We start from the raw sequence: 17,515 nt of genomic DNA, 5'->3' as shown, positions 1-17,515 counted from the left end.
AAGATTCGCACTCACGTTAAAGAGATACAGATTGAGCATAAATACCATACTCCTAACCGGACTACCGCGCGCAGGAACAACCTTAAGCTGCAATATTTTAAATCATCATGCCAATTTGGTGGCCTTGATGGAGCCAATGACACCCAGCGATTTTGAGCCCAGAAAGGGGAGATTGGCTGCCGTAAATCTAATTGAACAATTCGCTAAGAATACTCGCAAGCAAGCCTTAACCTCGGGCGAAGTGTATTCCCGCCAAAAAAACGGTGTTGTGCCTGAAAACCCGGTGGGATATGAAAGTGCCGAAGGCGGTTTGCGTCAGCCAGAAACGGCGCTAGGGACGATTTCGGTCAGCAAAAATATTCAGAACGCTGACTTCACCTTGGTCATTAAACACAACGCACTTTTCACGGCGCTGTTGCCGGAGCTGCGCGAGGCTTTTCCCGTTTACGGCATAGTGCGCAACCCGCTTTCTGTGCTGGCCAGTTGGAACTCTGTAGCATTGCCTGTCAACGAAGGCCGTATTCCTGCGGGCGAAATGTATAGCCCTGATTTAGCGGATTTATTAGCGGATACTCCCGGGCGGATTGAGCGGCAGCTGCATATTCTGGAATGGTTTTGCCAACGCTTTTTGAATGAGTTGCCCAATCGAATTTTGCGCTACGAAGATTTTGTAGTGGATCCACGAGTTATAGGGCAGGCATTGTCGCTGTCATCGCCTTATACGGGCAATATCCAGACCAGAGCAAGCCGTAACGATGCATATGACTTGGTGCTTATGGAGCAGCTTTATCGCCGCTTAATGCGGTTTGGCGATGCTATTTGGGAATTCTATTCGCGTGATCAAATTACCGAATTGATGGAATCTATTCGGGAGGCGGCGTGAAGTCATTGGATTTCATGATCATAGGCGCGCAAAAATCCGGTACCAGCGCGCTAAGCCATTTTTTAGCGCAGCATACAGATGTGTGTATGGCTGCTGGAAAAGAAGTTCATTTGTTTGATGCGCCTGACTATTCGCAAGATTGGACTGTTGAGGAAATTAACCAGCGCTATTCAAACTATTTTGAGGGTGCGAATGAGTCTCTGGTTTGGGGCGAAGCGACGCCGATTTATCTCTACCGGCCAGAAATAATTCCCGCATTAAAGCGGTATAATCCGGCACTCAAGTTAATTATCATTTTGCGTGATCCGGCAGAGCGCGCCATTTCGCATTATGAAATGGAAAAATCTCGTACAAACGAAACTTTGCCCTTATGGCTGGCGCTATTGCGAGAGTCTGGGCGGCTGCTCGCAGAAGGTAAAAATTTAGGGCACGCACATCGTTGTCATTCTTATGTGGATCGTGGGTTCTATGCGGAGCAACTCAACTGTGTGCGTCAGTATTTTAGTGATGCCCAAATTTTAGTGTTGGAGAGCGAAGAGCTAAAACATAAGCACGCTGAGGCTATGGCAAAGGTGTGTAAGTTTTTGGCAATTGATCCAACGCACGGCATTAAATCGGAACAAGTGTTTTCCGGTAATTATCAAAAGAAACATTTATCACCTTATTACTCTCTGGTTAAAACTTTTTTGAAATGGCGTTTTCATGCAGCCAACATGAAGTTAAAAATGGTGTTGCTCGAAATGGGCGTGGCTGCCGATTGGCGCTGGCTAAAATAAAATCCTTATGGAATTTTAAATAGATGTCGAACAAAGATTTTCCCAAAAAAAATCGCAAAGGTATTGTACTTGCGGGAGGCTCCGGCACTCGGCTTTATCCACTGACGAAAGCGATTAGCAAGCAAATCGTTCCTATTTACGATAAGCCCATGATTTATTATCCGCTGACCACCCTGATGTTGGCGGGCATTCGCGAAATTTTAATTATTTCTACTCCGCGTGATTTACCTACTTATCGTGAGCTATTAGGTGATGGTAGTGATTGGGGCTTGCATATTGAATATGCTGAACAGCCCTCGCCAGATGGTTTAGCGCAAGCATTTATTATCGGCGAAAAATTTATCGGCGATGACAATTGTGCATTAGTACTTGGCGATAATATTTATTACGCGCACGAATTCTCACGCTTATTACAAAATGCAGATGCCCGCACGAGCGGAGCGACTGTATTTGGTTATCATGTTGATGATGCGCGTGCCTATGGTGTGGTCGAATTTGATGATCAGGGCAATGTATTATCGATTGAAGAAAAGCCTGCGCAACCAAAATCAAAATATGCAGTAACGGGTTTATATTTTTACGATAACAGCGTTATTGAGATTGCAAAATCTATTAAGCCTTCTGCGCGTGGTGAGTTGGAAATCACCGATGTCAATAAAACCTATTTAGAGCGCGGGCAGCTGACAGTTGAATTGTTGGGTCGCGGAGCCGCTTGGCTAGATACTGGCACGCACGATAATTTATTGGCCGCCAGTCAATTTATCCAAACAATTGAAAAACGCCAGGGCTTAAAAGTCGCTTGCCCGGAAGAAATTGCTTACCGCATGGGTTATATCGATAAAGCACAATTGTCTCGCCTTGCTGAACCTTTGTTAAAAAGTGGCTATGGACAATACTTGTTAGAAATTTTGAATGATCGAGTGTTTTGATGGAAGTTATTAAAACGGCTATTCCAGAAGTATTAATACTCAAACCCAAAGTGTGGGGCGACGAGCGCGGCTATTTTTATGAAAGCTTTCGCCAACAATGGTTTGATGATCTTGATATGGATATTAAATTTGTACAAGACAACCAAAGTTCATCACAAAAAAATGTGTTGCGCGGTTTGCATTATCAAATCCAAAAACCGCAAGGTAAATTGGTACGAGTTATCTCGGGCGAGGTGTTTGATGTTGCTGTTGATTTGCGTAAATCGTCACCTACCTTTGGTCAGTCGGTTGGTGTGAATCTTTCAACTGAAAATAAATTAATGCTGTGGATTCCGGCTGGGTTTGCACACGGGTTTTGTGTTGTCAGTGAGCACGCAGAGCTTTACTACAAGTGTACGGAATACTATGCCCCAGAATTTGATCGCTCATTATTGTGGAATGATGCCGACCTTAACATTCAGTGGCCAATAGGGAATGCTTCACCGATTTTGTCACCAAAAGATTTGGCGGCAAAATCTTTGGCGGAAGCTGAGGTTTACGCGTGAAGGTTTTAATTACCGGTGCGAATGGCCAACTCGGTTTTGCATTGCAAAAGACACAATCGTTTTTCGCGGCGGCCGGTAACCTGGAATTAATTGCGTTAACCCGCGCCGATCTGGATCTGGAAAAGCCCGACACTATAGCGAATGTTCTCGATCAATTTTCGCTGGATGCAATTATCAATGCGGCTGCTTATACAGCAGTAGACAAAGCAGAAAGTAATTGGCTGTTGGCGCAAACGGTAAATTCCGAGGCAGTGAAGCAACTTGCGATTTGGTGCGAAAAAAACAAAAAAACGTTAATTCATATTTCAACGGATTTTGTATTCGATGGGAAAAAATCAAGTCCTTATGAAACTTCCGATCAAACAAATCCCTTAGGCGTCTACGGAAAAACCAAACAACAAGGTGAGCAGCTGGCGTTGAGCGAGTGCACTAGTGCTTACGTTGTTCGTACAGGATGGGTGTACGGGGAGCAGGGCGCTAATTTTGCAAAAACGATTTTACGTTTAGCGAGCGAGCGGGAGCAGTTAGGTATAGTGGCGGATCAAATTGGTACGCCAACTTACGCTACGCATTTGGCTGAAATGCTATGGCAATTATTGTTGCTAAAACCTGGGCAGCGCATGTGGCATTTTTCAGATGCAGGTGTTGCTAGCTGGTATGACTTTGCGGTCGCGATTGTCGAGCAAGCTGAAATCCATGGCTTGTTGCAGCGTAAGCCTGCTATTAAACCTATTGCAACTGTAGATTACCCAACACCGGCGCAGCGTCCTGCGTTCAGCGTTTTAGATAAAAAAAATACTTGGGAAACTTTAAACCTTACCCCGGTGCATTGGCGTGAGGCCTTAACAAAAATGTTGCAGGCACTCAAAGCCTTATGATTTTTGCTCTATAAATTATTTATTGAATTCTTATATGAAAAAAATGCTTGTTACCGGTGGTGCTGGATTTATCGGCGCAAATTTTTGCCATTACTGGTTAGAAAATTACCCGAATGATCAGTTGATTGTGTTGGATGCCTTGACCTACGCAGGGCACCGTAAACATATCGCCAGTTTGGAATCTCAAGGATTGGTTTTTGTGCAGGGCGACATTTGCGACGAGCTGCTAATTGAAAAATTATTTGAGCAGCATCAAATTAATACCCTTGTGCATTTTGCGGCTGAATCCCATGTGGATAGATCTATCTCGGGACCGGATGCATTTATACAAACAAATGTTTTAGGTACTCATAGCTTGCTGAAAGTTGCCAAAAAGCATTGGTTGGATAAGGGTGTTGATGATCACAGGTTTCATCACGTATCTACCGACGAGGTGTACGGTTCTTTAACTGATACGGCGCCCGCGTTTACCGAGCAAACTTCGTTTGCACCTAATTCGCCATACTCTGCATCCAAAGCAGCCTCTGATCATTTGGTGCGGGCTTATCATCACACCTATGGTTTGCGTGTGACCACCAGCAATTGTTCAAATAACTACGGTCCTTATCAGGATAACGAAAAGTTAATTCCGCTCATTATTAAAAATATATTATTGGGCAAATCTCTGCCGATTTATGGCGATGGAAAAAATATACGCGACTGGCTTTATGTGGAGGATCATTGCCGCGCTATAGATTTAATTTTGCAACGCGGAAAGCCCGGCGAGGTCTACAACGTTGGTGGCGAAAATGAATGGCGCAATATTGATATAGTCAATTTGATTTGCAGTTTACTTGATGAATATTTTGCTCGAGACGCTTCCTTGTGTGAACGATTTCATTTGTCGCCCTGCGCGAACGGCGGCACGGCAAAATCTTTGATTACCTATGTTACAGATCGTTTAGGGCACGACCGACGTTACGCTATAGATCCCGGAAAGTGTCATGCCGAATTAAATTATCGCCCTGTGGAGAGTTTTGAAACGGGCATTCGTAAAACAATTGCCTGGATGCTACAAAACCAATAATTGCTGCCGGAATTTTTATGTTTACTCAAGCTTGGAAAAATAGATCGCTCATTTGGCAGTTGCTAAAGCGCGACGTGCAAGCGCGTTATCGCGGCTCTGCTTTGGGTTTGTTGTGGTCGTTGGTGACACCAATCGTTATGTTGTCGATTTACACCTTCGTGTTTCAAACAGTATTTAAATCGCGCTGGAGTGATTCATCCGGCGAGACAACTTTAAGTTTTGCAATTATTTTGTTTTTAGGTTTGACGATTCATGGATTGTTGACAGAAACCTTAACCAAGTCGCCTTTGCTAATTGTAACCAACCAAAACTTCGTGAAAAAAATTGTATTTCCCCTGGATATTTTGTCATGGGTTACGTTAATGAGCGGCTTGTTCACTTTCATTATTAGTTTTGTGCTTTTGCTAATATTAATTTTGTTTGAGTTGAAAACCATTCCCCTGACTGCGCTGCTCTTACCCATTATTCTATTGCCTTACTGTATTTTATTGCTGGGTGTTTCATGGCTTCTGGCAGCGCTGGGTGTGTACTTGCGCGATATTCAGCAAATCACCGGAACCTTGGCAACCTTGTTGCTTTTTTTAAGTCCGGTATTTTATTCAACCAGTATATTGCCCGCACAATTTCAAACGCTGTTATTTTTAAACCCCTTATCCTATGTTGTGGAAGCGAGTCGCGCTGTATTAATTTATGGAAATTTACCAAGCTTTAGTGGCTTGGCAATTTATTCATTAGTAGCAATTCTGGTGGCGTATGCGGGTAACCACTTCTTTCGTAAAGTAAAGCCTGGCTTTGCAGATGTTCTTTAAGGCGGCCAGGGAATATCTATGATTCACGTTACTAATCTCTCAAAAACATACCTAATTTGGAAAACGCCTTTCAGTCGTTTGTTTGTGCCTTTAGTTGTGCGTGTATTGGGCAAGCTATTTCCTCGTTACGCTAAAAAACTTATTGGTGAATACTGCCAACCGGTGCAGGCCTTAAATAATATTAACTTCAGTGTGGCGACTGGCGATAGCTTGGGCATCATAGGTTTGAATGGCAGTGGAAAGAGCACGCTGTTACAAATTATTGCGGGAACTTTGCAAGCTACCCAAGGTTGTGCAGAAGTGAAAGGGCGGGTTGCTGCGCTATTGGAGTTAGGTAGTGGCTTTGACCCTGAGTTTACCGGCAGAGAAAATGTTTTTCTCAATGCATCCATTTTGGGTTTGAGTCAAACTGAAATTCAGGAACGTTACGAAGCGATTGTGGCTTTTGCTGATATCGGTGATTTTATTAATCGGCCAGTGAAAACATACAGCTCTGGTATGATGGTGCGTTTGGCTTTTGCGGTGCAGGTTCATGTTGATCCTGATGTATTAATTGTCGATGAAGCTTTGTCCGTTGGCGATGCGCGGTTCCAAGCAAAGGCGCTCGCAAAGATAGAAGAAATTTTAAAGCGCGGTACAACGCTTCTATTTGTTGGGCACGATTTAAGTGCGGTGCGCGCATTTTGTAACAGGGCATTATTGCTCGATAAAGGCCAGGTTGTTAAATCAGGTTTGCCAGATGATGTTATCGCTGAGTATCTTTTTATTGTTCAGAAAGATCGCGTTGACGAGGCTGGTTTAGGAGTAGCTTTAGAGCGCCATGAAAAAGGTTTTGCTGCTACTGGATTTGATGTGGCTGCGGCTCAATTTTTAAATATGGGGCAGCACGCAACCCTGGCTTACGGGGATAAGCTCGCATTATTGATTGATGTTAATAAAACCATTGCCGTTGAATGCCCATTTTTAATTTTAGATATCATTGATAGTCGGGGCATGCAATTAGGTGGCCGCCGGATTGCTATACCAGAATTCGAAGGCGTACGTCGGTTACAGGTGGATTTACACTGCATTTATCAAAAAGGTATTTATCGTATTCGCATTCGATTAGTGAGTGCACCCAGCATTGAATTGACGGTAATGATGAGCCGTTACGATGAGTTACTTTCAATAGAAATGGTTGACGATGTGCGGGATAAATTTACAGGCTTATTTCCATTGCCTATGGATGCTCATTGGGAGGAAAAATAGCCATGTTGCAATCAGCTGATCAATTCCAGGCAAAAGTTTTATGGCAATCCAGTCGTCCGTTATTGGCAGGCCGCACTTATTTATTAGTGGCGGGAATAAATTCAGTTTTATTTAATGTTACCGCAATTAAGTATCGCGAACAGGAACAAACGGGCGAGCATCTTTCAGCAAAAAGAATCGATGCAAATGAGCGTGCATTAATTAATATCAGTACCTCAGAGCCTGTCGCGCTGGCTAACGAAGAAAATTTTACCATCCTTGATGCGCAATCATCGGAACCTTTGGGATATGGGCACATTGAGTTCGCGCTACATCGCGCAACCAATATTCGCTGGCAGCAACTCACTATCAATAAAGCCGCACGCGCCGAATCAAAACAGCAAAAAGCATTATGCATTTGGTTTACTGGTTTATCGGGTTCTGGAAAATCAACCATTGCCAATTTGTTAGAAAAGCGTCTCTTCGACAAAAAAATGCACACTTATTTGCTGGATGGCGATAATTTGCGTCATGGCTTAAACCGCGATTTGGGATTTACAGAAGCGGATCGGGTCGAGAACATTCGTCGCGTTGCTGAAGTTGCGCGCTTGATGGTAGATGCTGGTTTGGTGGTTCTGGCGTCGTTTATTTCTCCCTACAGTGCTGAGCGTTTAATGGCGCGCAAACTATTTGCGGATAGGGAGTTCATCGAAATTTTTGTCGATACGCCTTTAAGCGAATGTGAAAAGCGTGATGTAAAAGGTCTCTATGCAAAAGCTCGTCGCGGTGAGTTAAAGAATTTTACCGGTATAGATAGCGCCTACGAAAAGCCTGTCCAGCCAGAGCTTCATCTATTTGCGGCCAACCAAACTGCGGAAGAGTGTGTTGAGCAGATCGTCCAATATTTGGGTCTGGTTTAATCCAGTCCAACAGCCCCATGCTTTAAATGGAATGGTGTCTAATCCTAAAGTGTAGGAAAATAGTACTCATCAACGTCAGCCTATTATTTTCGCCTTTTTATTCAAGAGAGTTACTGTGGTTACAGAAACTAAAAAATTAATTGTTGTTATCGGCATGCATCGTACAGGCACGAGTTTAATCACCCGTGGCTTGCAGGTTATGGGGGTCAACCTCGGTGATAATCTTTTGCCTGCCATGGCGGATGTTAATGCTAAAGGCTTCTGGGAAGATGCAGACATTAACGCTTTCAATATTGAGATGTTGCATGCAATAAACAGTGAATGGGATTACTTAACTCCCATAACGGAGGCGAATATTCAACAATTGCAGCAACAAGGATTCTTCTTGAGAGCTGTTGAGATCTTACGTGACAAAACGGCTCAAGCGCGCATTTTTGGATTAAAAGATCCACGCATAGCCAAGCTCTTGCCATTTTGGGATCAAGTATTTACGCACTGCCAATTTGATGTAAGTTACCTCTTAACGATTCGTCATCCACTGAGCGTGGTTAAGTCTTTGCAAAAGCGCGACGGTTTTGTCGCTGAGAAAGCTTATCTTTTGTGGTTTACCCATGTCATTACAGCGCTGACATTTTCCAATAAAGAAAATTTATCCCTTGTGGATTATGATTTTTTTATGCAGAACTCTGCTAGTGAACTGGCCAGGCTTGCAAAAGAAATTGATCTGCCGATTAACCCACAAGAATTGGATTTATTCCTGAACGAGTTCGTTGATAATAGTTTGCGCCATACACATTATGAATTATCGGATTTGGATCTCGATGAAGCCTGTCCGAATCTTGTGCGTGAGATTTATACCGAATTATTGCAAGTGGCCCGTAATCAGCTCTCGTTAAGTGATAGCGCTTTCAATTCTCGCCTCAAGTTTTGGTATGAGTCTTTAGTGTTTGCTAAAATTCCGTTTACTGTTATCGATGATTTATATGTTGCAAAGGCTGATGCTGATGCAAAAGTGCTGCAAGCTGAGCAGTCAATCGAGCAAAAAAATCAATACATAGAAAATTTGGAACGTTTTACCCGCGAACGCGCGGAGCAAGTTAAAATTTTGTACAGGGACTTGGAAGTCCTGAATCAGGAACGTTTCATTCAGGTGAAAAAATTAAATGCAGATATTGTTGAACGCGATACCCATATTAAGGCCCTTGATGAAAACATTTCAATTTTAAGTAGAGATCTTCAGTTATCGTATGAGCATAGCTATCGCTTAAATGCCCACATTCAGTTAATGACAAATAGTCACTCCTGGAAAATTACCAAACCTCTGCGTTTCCTGATGCGTTTTCTAAAGCATGGATTAAGCGTTGAAGATAAAAGCAAAATTTTGCTTGGCCTGCGAGCAATTAATCAGCGATTACCGGGTTTTGTTCAGCGCTTTAATCGTACCTTGTTTGGCGGTGTGATTCGCTCCATGATGAAGCCCTCGGTACCTTTGATTACTTCAGATTCCCAAGCGCTTTCACCTCATCTTGTCCAAGTAGGAAAGACCCCTGTTATGCCGGTGGATTCTTCGGGCAAAGATTTTATCGTGTGGGGCGTTATTGATTGGCATTTCCGTCATCAGCGGCCACAACAAATTGCACAAGCATTGGCAGAGGAAGGCGACCGTGTTTTCTATGTGTCGTCGAATTTAATTGAAGCTAAAGTCCCGGGGTTTTCAATAGAGCCGTTGGACAAACAGGGCAGGTTATTCCAAATAAACCTGTGCGTTAAATCCTTAACTGTCATTTACCATCACGCGCCTTCAGCCGATGTTACGCAACAATTGTTAGCAAGTATTGGTGAACTTTTGCTATGGGCTAAAACTCAAAAAATCATTAATTTAGTTCAGCATCCATTTTGGTATCCGATTGCACAGCAATTGCCCAATAGTCAGTTAGTTTATGATTGTATGGATCATCATGAAGGTTTTGAAAATACGGGCAAAGAAGTTATTGCGTTAGAGCATGAATTATTCCGCGCCGCAGATTTGACTGTTACTACATCCGGCTTTCTGGACGACATAGTTGCCAAGCACACATCTCGTCGAGAAGTTATTCGCAATGCGGGCGAATACGAATATTTTTCTCAGGTGCCTGCCGATATTTATCGCGATGCAAAAGGTCGAAAAATTATTGGTTACTACGGTGCGATTGCAGAGTGGTTCGATATCGAATTGATTCGTTTATTATCGCAACGCTTCAATGATTGTTTGATTGTATTGGTTGGTGCTGACACAGTTAACGCTAAAGCACAATTGAAGTCACAGCATAATATTGTGTTTATTGGTGAGGTTCCTTACCCAAAGTTAACTCATTATTTGTATGCGTTTGATGTGTGCTTGTTGCCATTTAAAGTAATTCCCCTAATTCTTGCGACCAATCCTGTCAAGGTTTATGAATATCTTGGCGCAGGAAAACCGGTTGTGGCCGTCGATGTTCCAGAGATCAAACAGTTTGGTGATTTGGTGCGTGTTGGAACTAGTCATGATAATTTTGCTGAGCAAGTTGCTGCGGTATTAGCCGAGCCGGTCACCGACACCGCAATTGCTGCGCGTAAAGCTTTTGCAGAGCAGCAAACCTGGCATCATCGTGCACGTGATTTATCGCGCGCGCTTAATAATTTGCAAATACAACCAAAAGTCAGCGTTATAGTTGTCACTTACAATAATCTGGATTTAACCAAGCAATGTTTAATGAGTTTGGATAAGTTTACGGATTATTCCAACCTCGAAATTATTGTTGTTGATAATGCATCTAGCGATGATTCGCCTGCTTATTTGAGTGAATGGTCTAAGCAGGGCGACAATCGTATTCTTATTTTAAATCCTGATAACAAAGGATTTGCTGCGGGAAACAATCAGGGATTGGTTGTTGCGACCGGTGATTATCTGGTATTGCTCAATAATGATACCCATGTGACGCCTGGCTGGGTTACGAGTTTGGTTAAACACATGCAGCGTGATCAATCCATTGGATTGCTGGGGCCGGTGACCGGTAATATCGGTAACGAAGCCAAGATTGCTATTCAATATTCCACTATGGAAGAAATGTTGATTGAGTCCAGTAAATTCACCTTGCGGCACATAGGTCAGTTAACACCTTTGCGTACTGCTGCTTTTTTCTGTGTCATGATTTCGCGCGCCGCTTACGAAAAAGTTGGTTTGTTGGATGAAGCTTTTGGTATAGGTTTTTTTGAGGATGATGATTACTGTCGTCGCGTTGAACAAGCTGGCTTTACAATTTATTGTGCAGACGATGTATTTATCCATCACCATTTATCAGCATCGTTCAATAAGTTAAAAATGGAAGCGCGTCAAAAGCTATTTGAACAAAATAAAGTAACTTACGAGAAAAAATGGGGCCCCTGGGTTCCGCATTCGTATCGTCCCGGCGTAAATTAATTGTTGTTTATTTGTTTGAGTTAATTACATGAAAATTATTTGTGTTGCCGGAACGCGTCCAGAAGCCATCAAGATGGCGCCGGTTATTTTGGAACTGAAAAAAAATCCTGACTTTGATGTGCGCGTATTGGCTACGGCGCAGCATCGTCAAATGCTCGATCAAGTATTTGCCGTATTTAATATTATTCCCGATATTGATTTGGATATCATGCAACCGAATCAATCCCTGCCAATTTTGACCGCGCGCTTGTTAATTAAGCTGGACGAAGTTTTGCAAATTGAAAAGCCAGATGTTGTTCTCGCCCAAGGCGATACTACAACGGTTATGACAGTTGCCTTGGCCTGTTTTTATTTACGTATTCCGTTTGGTCACATTGAGGCTGGCTTACGTACTTGGGATATGGAAAATCCTTTTCCCGAAGAAATGAATCGTGTAATTGCTGGCCGTTTGGCCAAATGGCATTTCGCGCCTACGCCAAGCTCACGTGATAATTTACTGAAGGAAAATGTTCCAGCGGAAAAAGTGTGGGTCACAGGCAACACGGTTATTGACGCCTTGCATTCGGTTAGTGCCAAGAATTTACCACTCGATCTTCCTTTGGATGAAACGAAGCGCTTAATTTTGGTAACAGCACATAGGCGCGAAAATTTCGGCCAACCTTATCGTGAAATTTGTAGAGCTGTAAAACATATTGCGGATAACAATCCAGATGTACAAATTTTGTATCCTGTGCATCCCAATCCAAATATTCAGGCGATTGCTTACAAATTATTGGATAAACATCCGCAAATTATTTTATGCCCGCCGCTGGATTATTTGCCTTTTGTTGCCGCTATGCAGCGTGCGCATATTATTCTGAGTGATTCTGGTGGCGTGCAAGAAGAGGCGCCTGCACTTGCAAAGCCCGTATTAGTTTTACGCTGCGAAACTGAACGCCCGGAAGCGGTTGAGGCGGGTGTTGTAAAATTAGTAGGCCCGAACTTTGATGCGATTGTGCGCGAGTGCCAATTGTTGCTTGATGATGATTCGGCCTATCGCGCTGTCGCACGCGGTGTTTCACCTTATGGCGATGGCAAAGCGGCGGATAGAATTCATCAAGTGCTGCGCGAGTATGCGTCGCAATGCGATTAATTTATCTAGCGCCTTTAGCTTGGTCCAGTTTTGCCCAGCGCCCACATATGTTTGTGCGCTGGTTTCACGAAAAATATAAATGCCCTGTACTTTGGGTCAATCCTTATCCCACTCGTTTTCCTTCTCTCGGTGATTTTAAAAGAATTGCGCAATCGCCAGATGATTGTGCAACTGAAGTTCCTGATTGGTTAGAAATTATTTTACCAAAAAGTTTGCCGATCGAGCCTTTGGCGGGTTCGCAGCTTATTAACGCTTTGTTATGGCGCCCCTTGCTAAAGCGTATGCAGGAATTTTCTGCAGGAGAGAAAACTATTATCGCTATCGGAAAGCCCTCTGAACTTGCGCTGCAAAGTTTGCTTGCATTACCTGATTGCATTTCATTCTACGATGCGATGGATGACTATCCACAGTTTTACCAAGGCTTGTCGCGCTCGGCATTTATTCGGCGTGAACAACAAGTCGTGCAAAAAGTAAGTGTAATGGCGGTATCTTCTAGTGGATTAAAAGCTAAATGGAAAAAGACCCGCGCGGATCTTCAATTAATTCGCAACGCTTTAATGCCAGATTTGTTTCTACCTTTGTCGAGCAGACCTCAAAAAAATAATCCCTTGGTCTTTGGTTATCTCGGCACCATTGCGCAATGGTTCGATTGGGATTGGATTGTTTGTTTAGCCAAATTGTTTCCGGAGGTTAGTGTGCGTTTGGTTGGCCCATGCTATATAAGTGTGCCAGAAAGTTTGCCGTCAAATATCCAGATCTTGCCTGCCTGTGATCATTCATTGGCAATAGAGACAATGAAGCAGTTTGATGTAGGATTAATTCCCTTCAAAAAAAATCAGCTGACAGCGAGTGTGGATCCCATAAAATTTTATGAATACCGCGCTTTAGGGATTCCTGTTGTCGCTACAAATTTTGGTGAAATGTTAGAGCACCAAGCTCATGCCGGCACCTTTTTGAGTGAATCTGAATTGGATATAAGTAAAGTCGTTCAGGCCGCGCTGGCGCATGTGGACTCTGCAGAGGCACGCGAAAATTTTATTTCGGAAAATACTTGGGCAAAACGTTTTAATGCGTTAAGTTTTGAATGAAGTTGATAAAATAAAATCTGTGAAACAATAAAAAAAGCCTGCATCGTGCAGGCTTTTTTTATTGTTGCTTTTTAAATTGGCGCACCCAGCAGGAGTCGAACCTGCGACCAACGGCTTCGGAAGCCGCTACTCTATCCAACTGAGCTATGGGTGCTGGAAATTTTTTCAAAAATAAAACAGTAGTTGCTGTAAGTTCTGGCAGTGCGTTGCACTGCACGCTACTCCTTTCGCTTCGCTCAAGTCCTGCCCAGCAACAAGTTGCTGGTCGTTTCCCTGCACACAAAGCTGCACTTTGTAAACGCTTGGTGCACCCAACTGAGCTATGGGTGCTGGAAATTTTTTCAAAAGTAAAACAGTAGTTGCTGTAAGTTCTGGCAGTGCGTTGCACTGCTCGCTACTCCTTTCGCTTCGCTCAAGTCCTGCCCAGCAACAAGCTGCTGGTCGTTCGCCTGCACACAAAGCGCTTTGTAAACGCTTGGTGCACCCAACTGAGCTATGGGTGCTAAAGGCAGTTTGAACGAATTTAAAGAAGGCGCGATTCTACTTAGATAGCCTTAATTCGTCCACATTAAGCTATGGATTAATATCTTCCAATAAATCATTCAGCTTAATCGTTTTCGAAATCGACACTGACCCCAGGCTTTGACTGATTGTTCCGAACTCAAAATCATCAATCATGCGTTCTAAGCGGGGCAGGCAACGCTTGAGGTTGGTGTAGTGGCGGAAATTGCTGAACCAGCTGGCATTTGGCACACGCGGTTGGTCGGGGTCAATTTCCCATGGGTGCAAATAGAAAATCTGCGGTTTCGTTTGGTTGAGGCTTGCGCGCTCAAATAACCAACGCGACAACGCGTAAGGGTATTGGCGAAAATATCCGCCGCCCGCTGCCGGTACAGATTGTCCAAATACTTTTGCAGTCGTGAGCGGGAACTCGGTGAGCACGGCGCCGTTTGTGGTGATAATTTTGTAAGGCTCTTCCGGGCTGCCAGGAATGCCGTAGTTATCGTGGCGCGTTGGAAAAATACTGGAATCCCAAGTGAAACCAAGTTCTGCCAAAGTATCCAAAGCCCACAAAGATTTACGAGTAATCGAATAACTGGCGGCGCGATAGCCAACAACCGGGGCTTGCCCTAAATCCTCCAGAATGTGTTTGGATTTGGCCGTTTCATCGCGAAAAACTTTTTGATCTTGCTTGTAGATCAATTGATGGCTGTAGCCATGCGAAGCAATTTCATGGCCTTGGGAGCGAATGGTTTTCACTAACTCAGGATAACGTTCTGCAACCCAGCCCAAAATAAAGAAAGTGATTTTGATATTTGCATCTGCAAAAAGTTGAAGCAACTTGTGAGTATTGGCTTCTACCCGGCACGGCCATTGATCCCAGCTTGCTTGATCGATAACTTTATTGAATGCTGCGACATGGAAGTAGTCTTCTACGTCGACAGTCATGGCGTGGGTGATTTTGCTTTGAGTCATAAATAGAGCCAGGTTTAAACGAGTTAAACGCGATAGTAGTCGCGATACCACTTCACAAATCTTTCGACGCCGACTTCGACTGAGGTGGATGGTTTGTAATCTACATCTTTGATAAGCGCATCGACATCTGCGTAGGTATCGGGTACATCGCCGGGTTGCATAGGTAGTAAGTTTTTAACCGCCTTTTTTCCCAAGCAATCTTCAAGCACTTCAATAAAATGCAACAATTCGACTGGATTGTTAGAGCCGATATTATAAATTTTGTAAGGTGCTTTAGAGCTGGCTGGGTCTGGTTGGTCGCCCGTCCATAAAGCATTTGCGGCAGCGGGTTTATCCAGGGTGCGAATGATGCCTTCTACAATGTCATCGACATAAGTGAAATCGCGGCGGTGGTTGCCGTAATTAAAAACATCAATGGATTCGCCCGCTAAAATCTTTTTGGTGAAAATGATGGGCGCCATATCCGGTCTGCCCCAGGGGCCATAGACAGTAAAGAAGCGCAGGCCTGTTGTTGGGATATTAAATAAATGGCTATAAGTATGGGCCATCAATTCATTTGCCTTTTTGCTAGCGGCATAAAGGCTGACCGGGTGATCCACATTATTTTGCGTAGAGAACGGCATGGAGGTGTTCGCGCCGTAAACCGAGCTGCTTGAGGCATAAACCAGATGCTCAATTCCAAAATGACGGCAGGCTTCCAAAATGTTGAGAAAACCAGTGATATTGGAATCGATGTAGGCTTGCGGATTTACTAAGGAGTAACGCACGCCGGCTTGGGCCGCGAGGTTAACTACAGCTTGCGGCTTATGGGTTTTAAACAGCTGATCGATAGTTGCTTTGTCTTCGAGATTGCAGCGAATATCGGTGAAGCTTGCGTTGGGCGTTAGTAGCGCTAGCCGGCTTTTTTTGAGTTCAATATCGTAATAGTCATTGATGTTGTCTATACCAACAACTTCATCTCCGCGAGCCAGCAGGCGCTGCGCAAGTGCAGCACCTATGAAGCCAGCGGTTCCTGTGACAAGAATTTTCATAAAAACCTACGGCTAGAATTAAAGGCGGGCGTCAACGCTGTGCTTGGGAAGAATATGTTTTACGTCGAACAGCACGCTATTGGGCTTGCCAAGTGCGCGTATCCCTTCAGCGCCCATTTCTTTAAATTTGTTATGGCCAACACAGATAACGATTGCGTCGTAAGTACCCGGGATTGGAGCGTCAATCAAGCTCACACCATATTCGTGGTGAGCTTCTTTGTGATCTGCCCATGGGTCATAGATATCCACATTGGTATTGTAGGTTTGCAGTTCTTCAATAATGTCGATCACACCGGTGTTGCGTAGGTCCGGGCAATTCTCTTTAAAGGTAAGACCCAGGATCAATACTCTTGAATCAACCACGTGAGCTTTGCGCTTGGTCATCATCTTAACAACCGAGTCAGCGACAAATGCCCCGATACTGTTGTTTACGCGGCGGCCAGACAAAATAACTTCAGGGTAATAACCGACTTGCTGTGCCTTGTGAGTCAGGTAATAAGGGTCCACGCTGATGCAGTGGCCGCCAACCAGACCCGGACGGAACGGCAAGAAGTTCCATTTGGTGCCTGCCGCTTCAAGAACTTCCAGGGTGTCGATGCCGAGTTTATTGAAAATTAACGCAAGCTCGTTAACGAGGGCGATATTCAAATCACGTTGGGTATTTTCAATAACTTTTGCAGCTTCAGCCACTTTCAGGCTGCTGGCTTTGTGCGTTCCCACCACCACAATTCGGCGATAGAGCTGGTCAACATAGTCAGCAACTTCCGGAGTGGAGCCCGAAGTGATCTTGATGATGTTATGTACACGGCGTTCTTTATCGCCCGGGTTAATGCGCTCAGGGCTGTAGCCAGCAAAGAAATCTTTGTTGAACGTTAGTCCCGAAACTTTCTCGATAATAGGTACGCAAACTTCTTCAGTGCAGCCCGGGTACACGGTAGATTCGTAAATAGTGATGGCATTTTTGCCAATCACGCGTCCCAAAAGGGCGGATGCCTTCTCAAGCGGAGTTAAATCTGGCTGATGACTGGAGTTAATGGGTGTGGGTACTGTAACTATATAGACATCAGCATTTTTGATGTCGGCTTCGTTGGTGGTGTAAGTGAGCAGGGTGGCTTCCGCCAGTTCTTCGGCATTTAGCTCAAGCGTGTGATCAATGCCTTTTAATAACTCATCAACGCGTGCTTGGTTGATATCAAATCCAATAGTTTTGGTTTTCTTGCCAAATTCAACGGCGAGGGGCAGGCCAACGTAGCCTAAGCCGATAATACAAATTGTGGGATTGCTGGCGAACATAGGTTAAATCCTTAGCTATCGGT

Annotated in this window: 15 protein-coding genes and 1 tRNA gene; 12 read left to right on the top strand and 4 right to left on the bottom strand. The window is 44.1% G+C overall.

Annotated elements, in window-relative coordinates:
- Positions 1-31 precede the first annotated feature (31 nt).
- From IE104_RS14735 to IE104_RS14680, 12 genes are all read left to right on the top strand, one after another.
- A complete protein-coding gene (locus IE104_RS14735; protein ID WP_189419919.1) occupies positions 32-883 on the top strand; it encodes a sulfotransferase family protein in 852 nt (283 codons plus the stop codon).
- Positions 880-1,659, top strand: coding sequence for a sulfotransferase domain-containing protein (locus IE104_RS14730; RefSeq protein ID WP_189419917.1), 780 nt, complete (start codon positions 880-882; stop codon positions 1,657-1,659). The genes IE104_RS14735 and IE104_RS14730 overlap by 4 nt, the downstream gene beginning before the upstream one ends.
- Positions 1,660-1,682: 23 nt before the next feature.
- Positions 1,683-2,588, top strand: coding sequence for a glucose-1-phosphate thymidylyltransferase RfbA (gene rfbA / locus IE104_RS14725; RefSeq protein WP_189419915.1), 906 nt, complete (start codon positions 1,683-1,685; stop codon positions 2,586-2,588).
- A complete protein-coding gene (gene rfbC, locus IE104_RS14720) occupies positions 2,588-3,133 on the top strand; it encodes a dTDP-4-dehydrorhamnose 3,5-epimerase (RefSeq protein WP_189419913.1) in 546 nt (181 codons plus the stop codon). The genes rfbA and rfbC overlap by 1 nt, the downstream gene beginning before the upstream one ends.
- Complete coding sequence (gene rfbD, locus IE104_RS14715; protein WP_189419911.1) at positions 3,130-4,011, top strand: dTDP-4-dehydrorhamnose reductase; 882 nt, start codon at positions 3,130-3,132, stop codon at positions 4,009-4,011. Before rfbC ends, rfbD begins: the two co-directional genes overlap by 4 nt.
- A gap of 34 nt (positions 4,012-4,045) precedes the next feature.
- Complete coding sequence (rfbB, locus tag IE104_RS14710) at positions 4,046-5,077, top strand: dTDP-glucose 4,6-dehydratase (protein WP_189419909.1); 1,032 nt, start codon at positions 4,046-4,048, stop codon at positions 5,075-5,077.
- A 17-nt stretch (positions 5,078-5,094) separates the two neighbouring features.
- Positions 5,095-5,886: an ABC transporter permease gene (locus IE104_RS14705; RefSeq protein WP_189419907.1), complete on the top strand. Its 792-nt coding sequence runs from the start codon at positions 5,095-5,097 to the stop codon at positions 5,884-5,886.
- A gap of 18 nt (positions 5,887-5,904) precedes the next feature.
- On the top strand, positions 5,905-7,134 hold the full coding sequence (locus IE104_RS14700; RefSeq protein ID WP_189419904.1) for an ABC transporter ATP-binding protein: 1,230 nt from the start codon (positions 5,905-5,907) through the stop codon (positions 7,132-7,134).
- Between the two features lie 2 nt (positions 7,135-7,136).
- Positions 7,137-8,033: an adenylyl-sulfate kinase gene (gene cysC / locus IE104_RS14695; RefSeq protein WP_189419902.1), complete on the top strand. Its 897-nt coding sequence runs from the start codon at positions 7,137-7,139 to the stop codon at positions 8,031-8,033.
- Between the two features lie 115 nt (positions 8,034-8,148).
- The gene (locus tag IE104_RS14690) at positions 8,149-11,472 is read left to right on the top strand and encodes a glycosyltransferase (RefSeq protein WP_189419900.1); all 3,324 of its coding nucleotides are present in this window, start codon (positions 8,149-8,151) and stop codon (positions 11,470-11,472) included.
- Between the two features lie 28 nt (positions 11,473-11,500).
- On the top strand, positions 11,501-12,604 hold the full coding sequence (gene wecB, locus IE104_RS14685; protein WP_189419898.1) for a non-hydrolyzing UDP-N-acetylglucosamine 2-epimerase: 1,104 nt from the start codon (positions 11,501-11,503) through the stop codon (positions 12,602-12,604).
- Complete coding sequence (locus IE104_RS14680) at positions 12,595-13,692, top strand: glycosyltransferase family protein (RefSeq protein ID WP_189419896.1); 1,098 nt, start codon at positions 12,595-12,597, stop codon at positions 13,690-13,692. Before wecB ends, IE104_RS14680 begins: the two co-directional genes overlap by 10 nt.
- 77 nt (positions 13,693-13,769) lie before the next feature.
- On the opposite strand, the gene IE104_RS14675 is transcribed toward IE104_RS14680, so the two are convergent.
- The 4 genes from IE104_RS14675 to tviB form a co-directional block, all read right to left on the bottom strand.
- Positions 13,770-13,846: transfer RNA gene (locus tag IE104_RS14675), tRNA-Arg, on the bottom strand.
- Positions 13,847-14,265: 419 nt separating this feature from the next.
- Entirely contained in the window at positions 14,266-15,168 is a 903-nt protein-coding gene (locus IE104_RS14670) for an XrtA system polysaccharide deacetylase (protein WP_189419894.1), read from the bottom strand.
- A gap of 23 nt (positions 15,169-15,191) precedes the next feature.
- Positions 15,192-16,199, bottom strand: a complete 1,008-nt coding sequence (locus tag IE104_RS14665) for an NAD-dependent epimerase (RefSeq protein WP_189419893.1) — start codon at positions 16,197-16,199, stop codon at positions 15,192-15,194.
- Between the two features lie 18 nt (positions 16,200-16,217).
- Positions 16,218-17,492: a Vi polysaccharide biosynthesis UDP-N-acetylglucosamine C-6 dehydrogenase TviB gene (gene tviB / locus IE104_RS14660; RefSeq protein ID WP_189419891.1), complete on the bottom strand. Its 1,275-nt coding sequence runs from the start codon at positions 17,490-17,492 to the stop codon at positions 16,218-16,220.
- Between the last annotated feature and the right edge of the window lie 23 nt (positions 17,493-17,515).

It is taken from the genome of Cellvibrio zantedeschiae, from assembly GCF_014652535.1.
Lineage (GTDB): Bacteria > Pseudomonadota > Gammaproteobacteria > Pseudomonadales > Cellvibrionaceae > Cellvibrio > Cellvibrio zantedeschiae.
This window is presented reverse-complemented; position numbering and strand designations above follow the sequence as displayed.

Coding starts and splice junctions, on each gene's coding strand:
- rfbA (WP_189419915.1), top strand. CDS start 1,683: ATGTCGAACAAAGATTTTCCCAAAAAAAATCGCAAAGGTATTGTACTT.
- rfbC (WP_189419913.1), top strand. CDS start 2,588: ATGGAAGTTATTAAAACGGCTATTCCAGAAGTATTAATACTCAAACCC.
- rfbB (WP_189419909.1), top strand. CDS start 4,046: ATGAAAAAAATGCTTGTTACCGGTGGTGCTGGATTTATCGGCGCAAAT.
- IE104_RS14705 (WP_189419907.1), top strand. CDS start 5,095: ATGTTTACTCAAGCTTGGAAAAATAGATCGCTCATTTGGCAGTTGCTA.
- IE104_RS14700 (WP_189419904.1), top strand. CDS start 5,905: ATGATTCACGTTACTAATCTCTCAAAAACATACCTAATTTGGAAAACG.
- cysC (WP_189419902.1), top strand. CDS start 7,137: ATGTTGCAATCAGCTGATCAATTCCAGGCAAAAGTTTTATGGCAATCC.
- wecB (WP_189419898.1), top strand. CDS start 11,501: ATGAAAATTATTTGTGTTGCCGGAACGCGTCCAGAAGCCATCAAGATG.
- IE104_RS14680 (WP_189419896.1), top strand. CDS start 12,595: ATGCGATTAATTTATCTAGCGCCTTTAGCTTGGTCCAGTTTTGCCCAG.
- IE104_RS14670 (WP_189419894.1), bottom strand. CDS start 15,168: ATGACTCAAAGCAAAATCACCCACGCCATGACTGTCGACGTAGAAGAC.
- IE104_RS14665 (WP_189419893.1), bottom strand. CDS start 16,199: ATGAAAATTCTTGTCACAGGAACCGCTGGCTTCATAGGTGCTGCACTT.
- tviB (WP_189419891.1), bottom strand. CDS start 17,492: ATGTTCGCCAGCAATCCCACAATTTGTATTATCGGCTTAGGCTACGTT.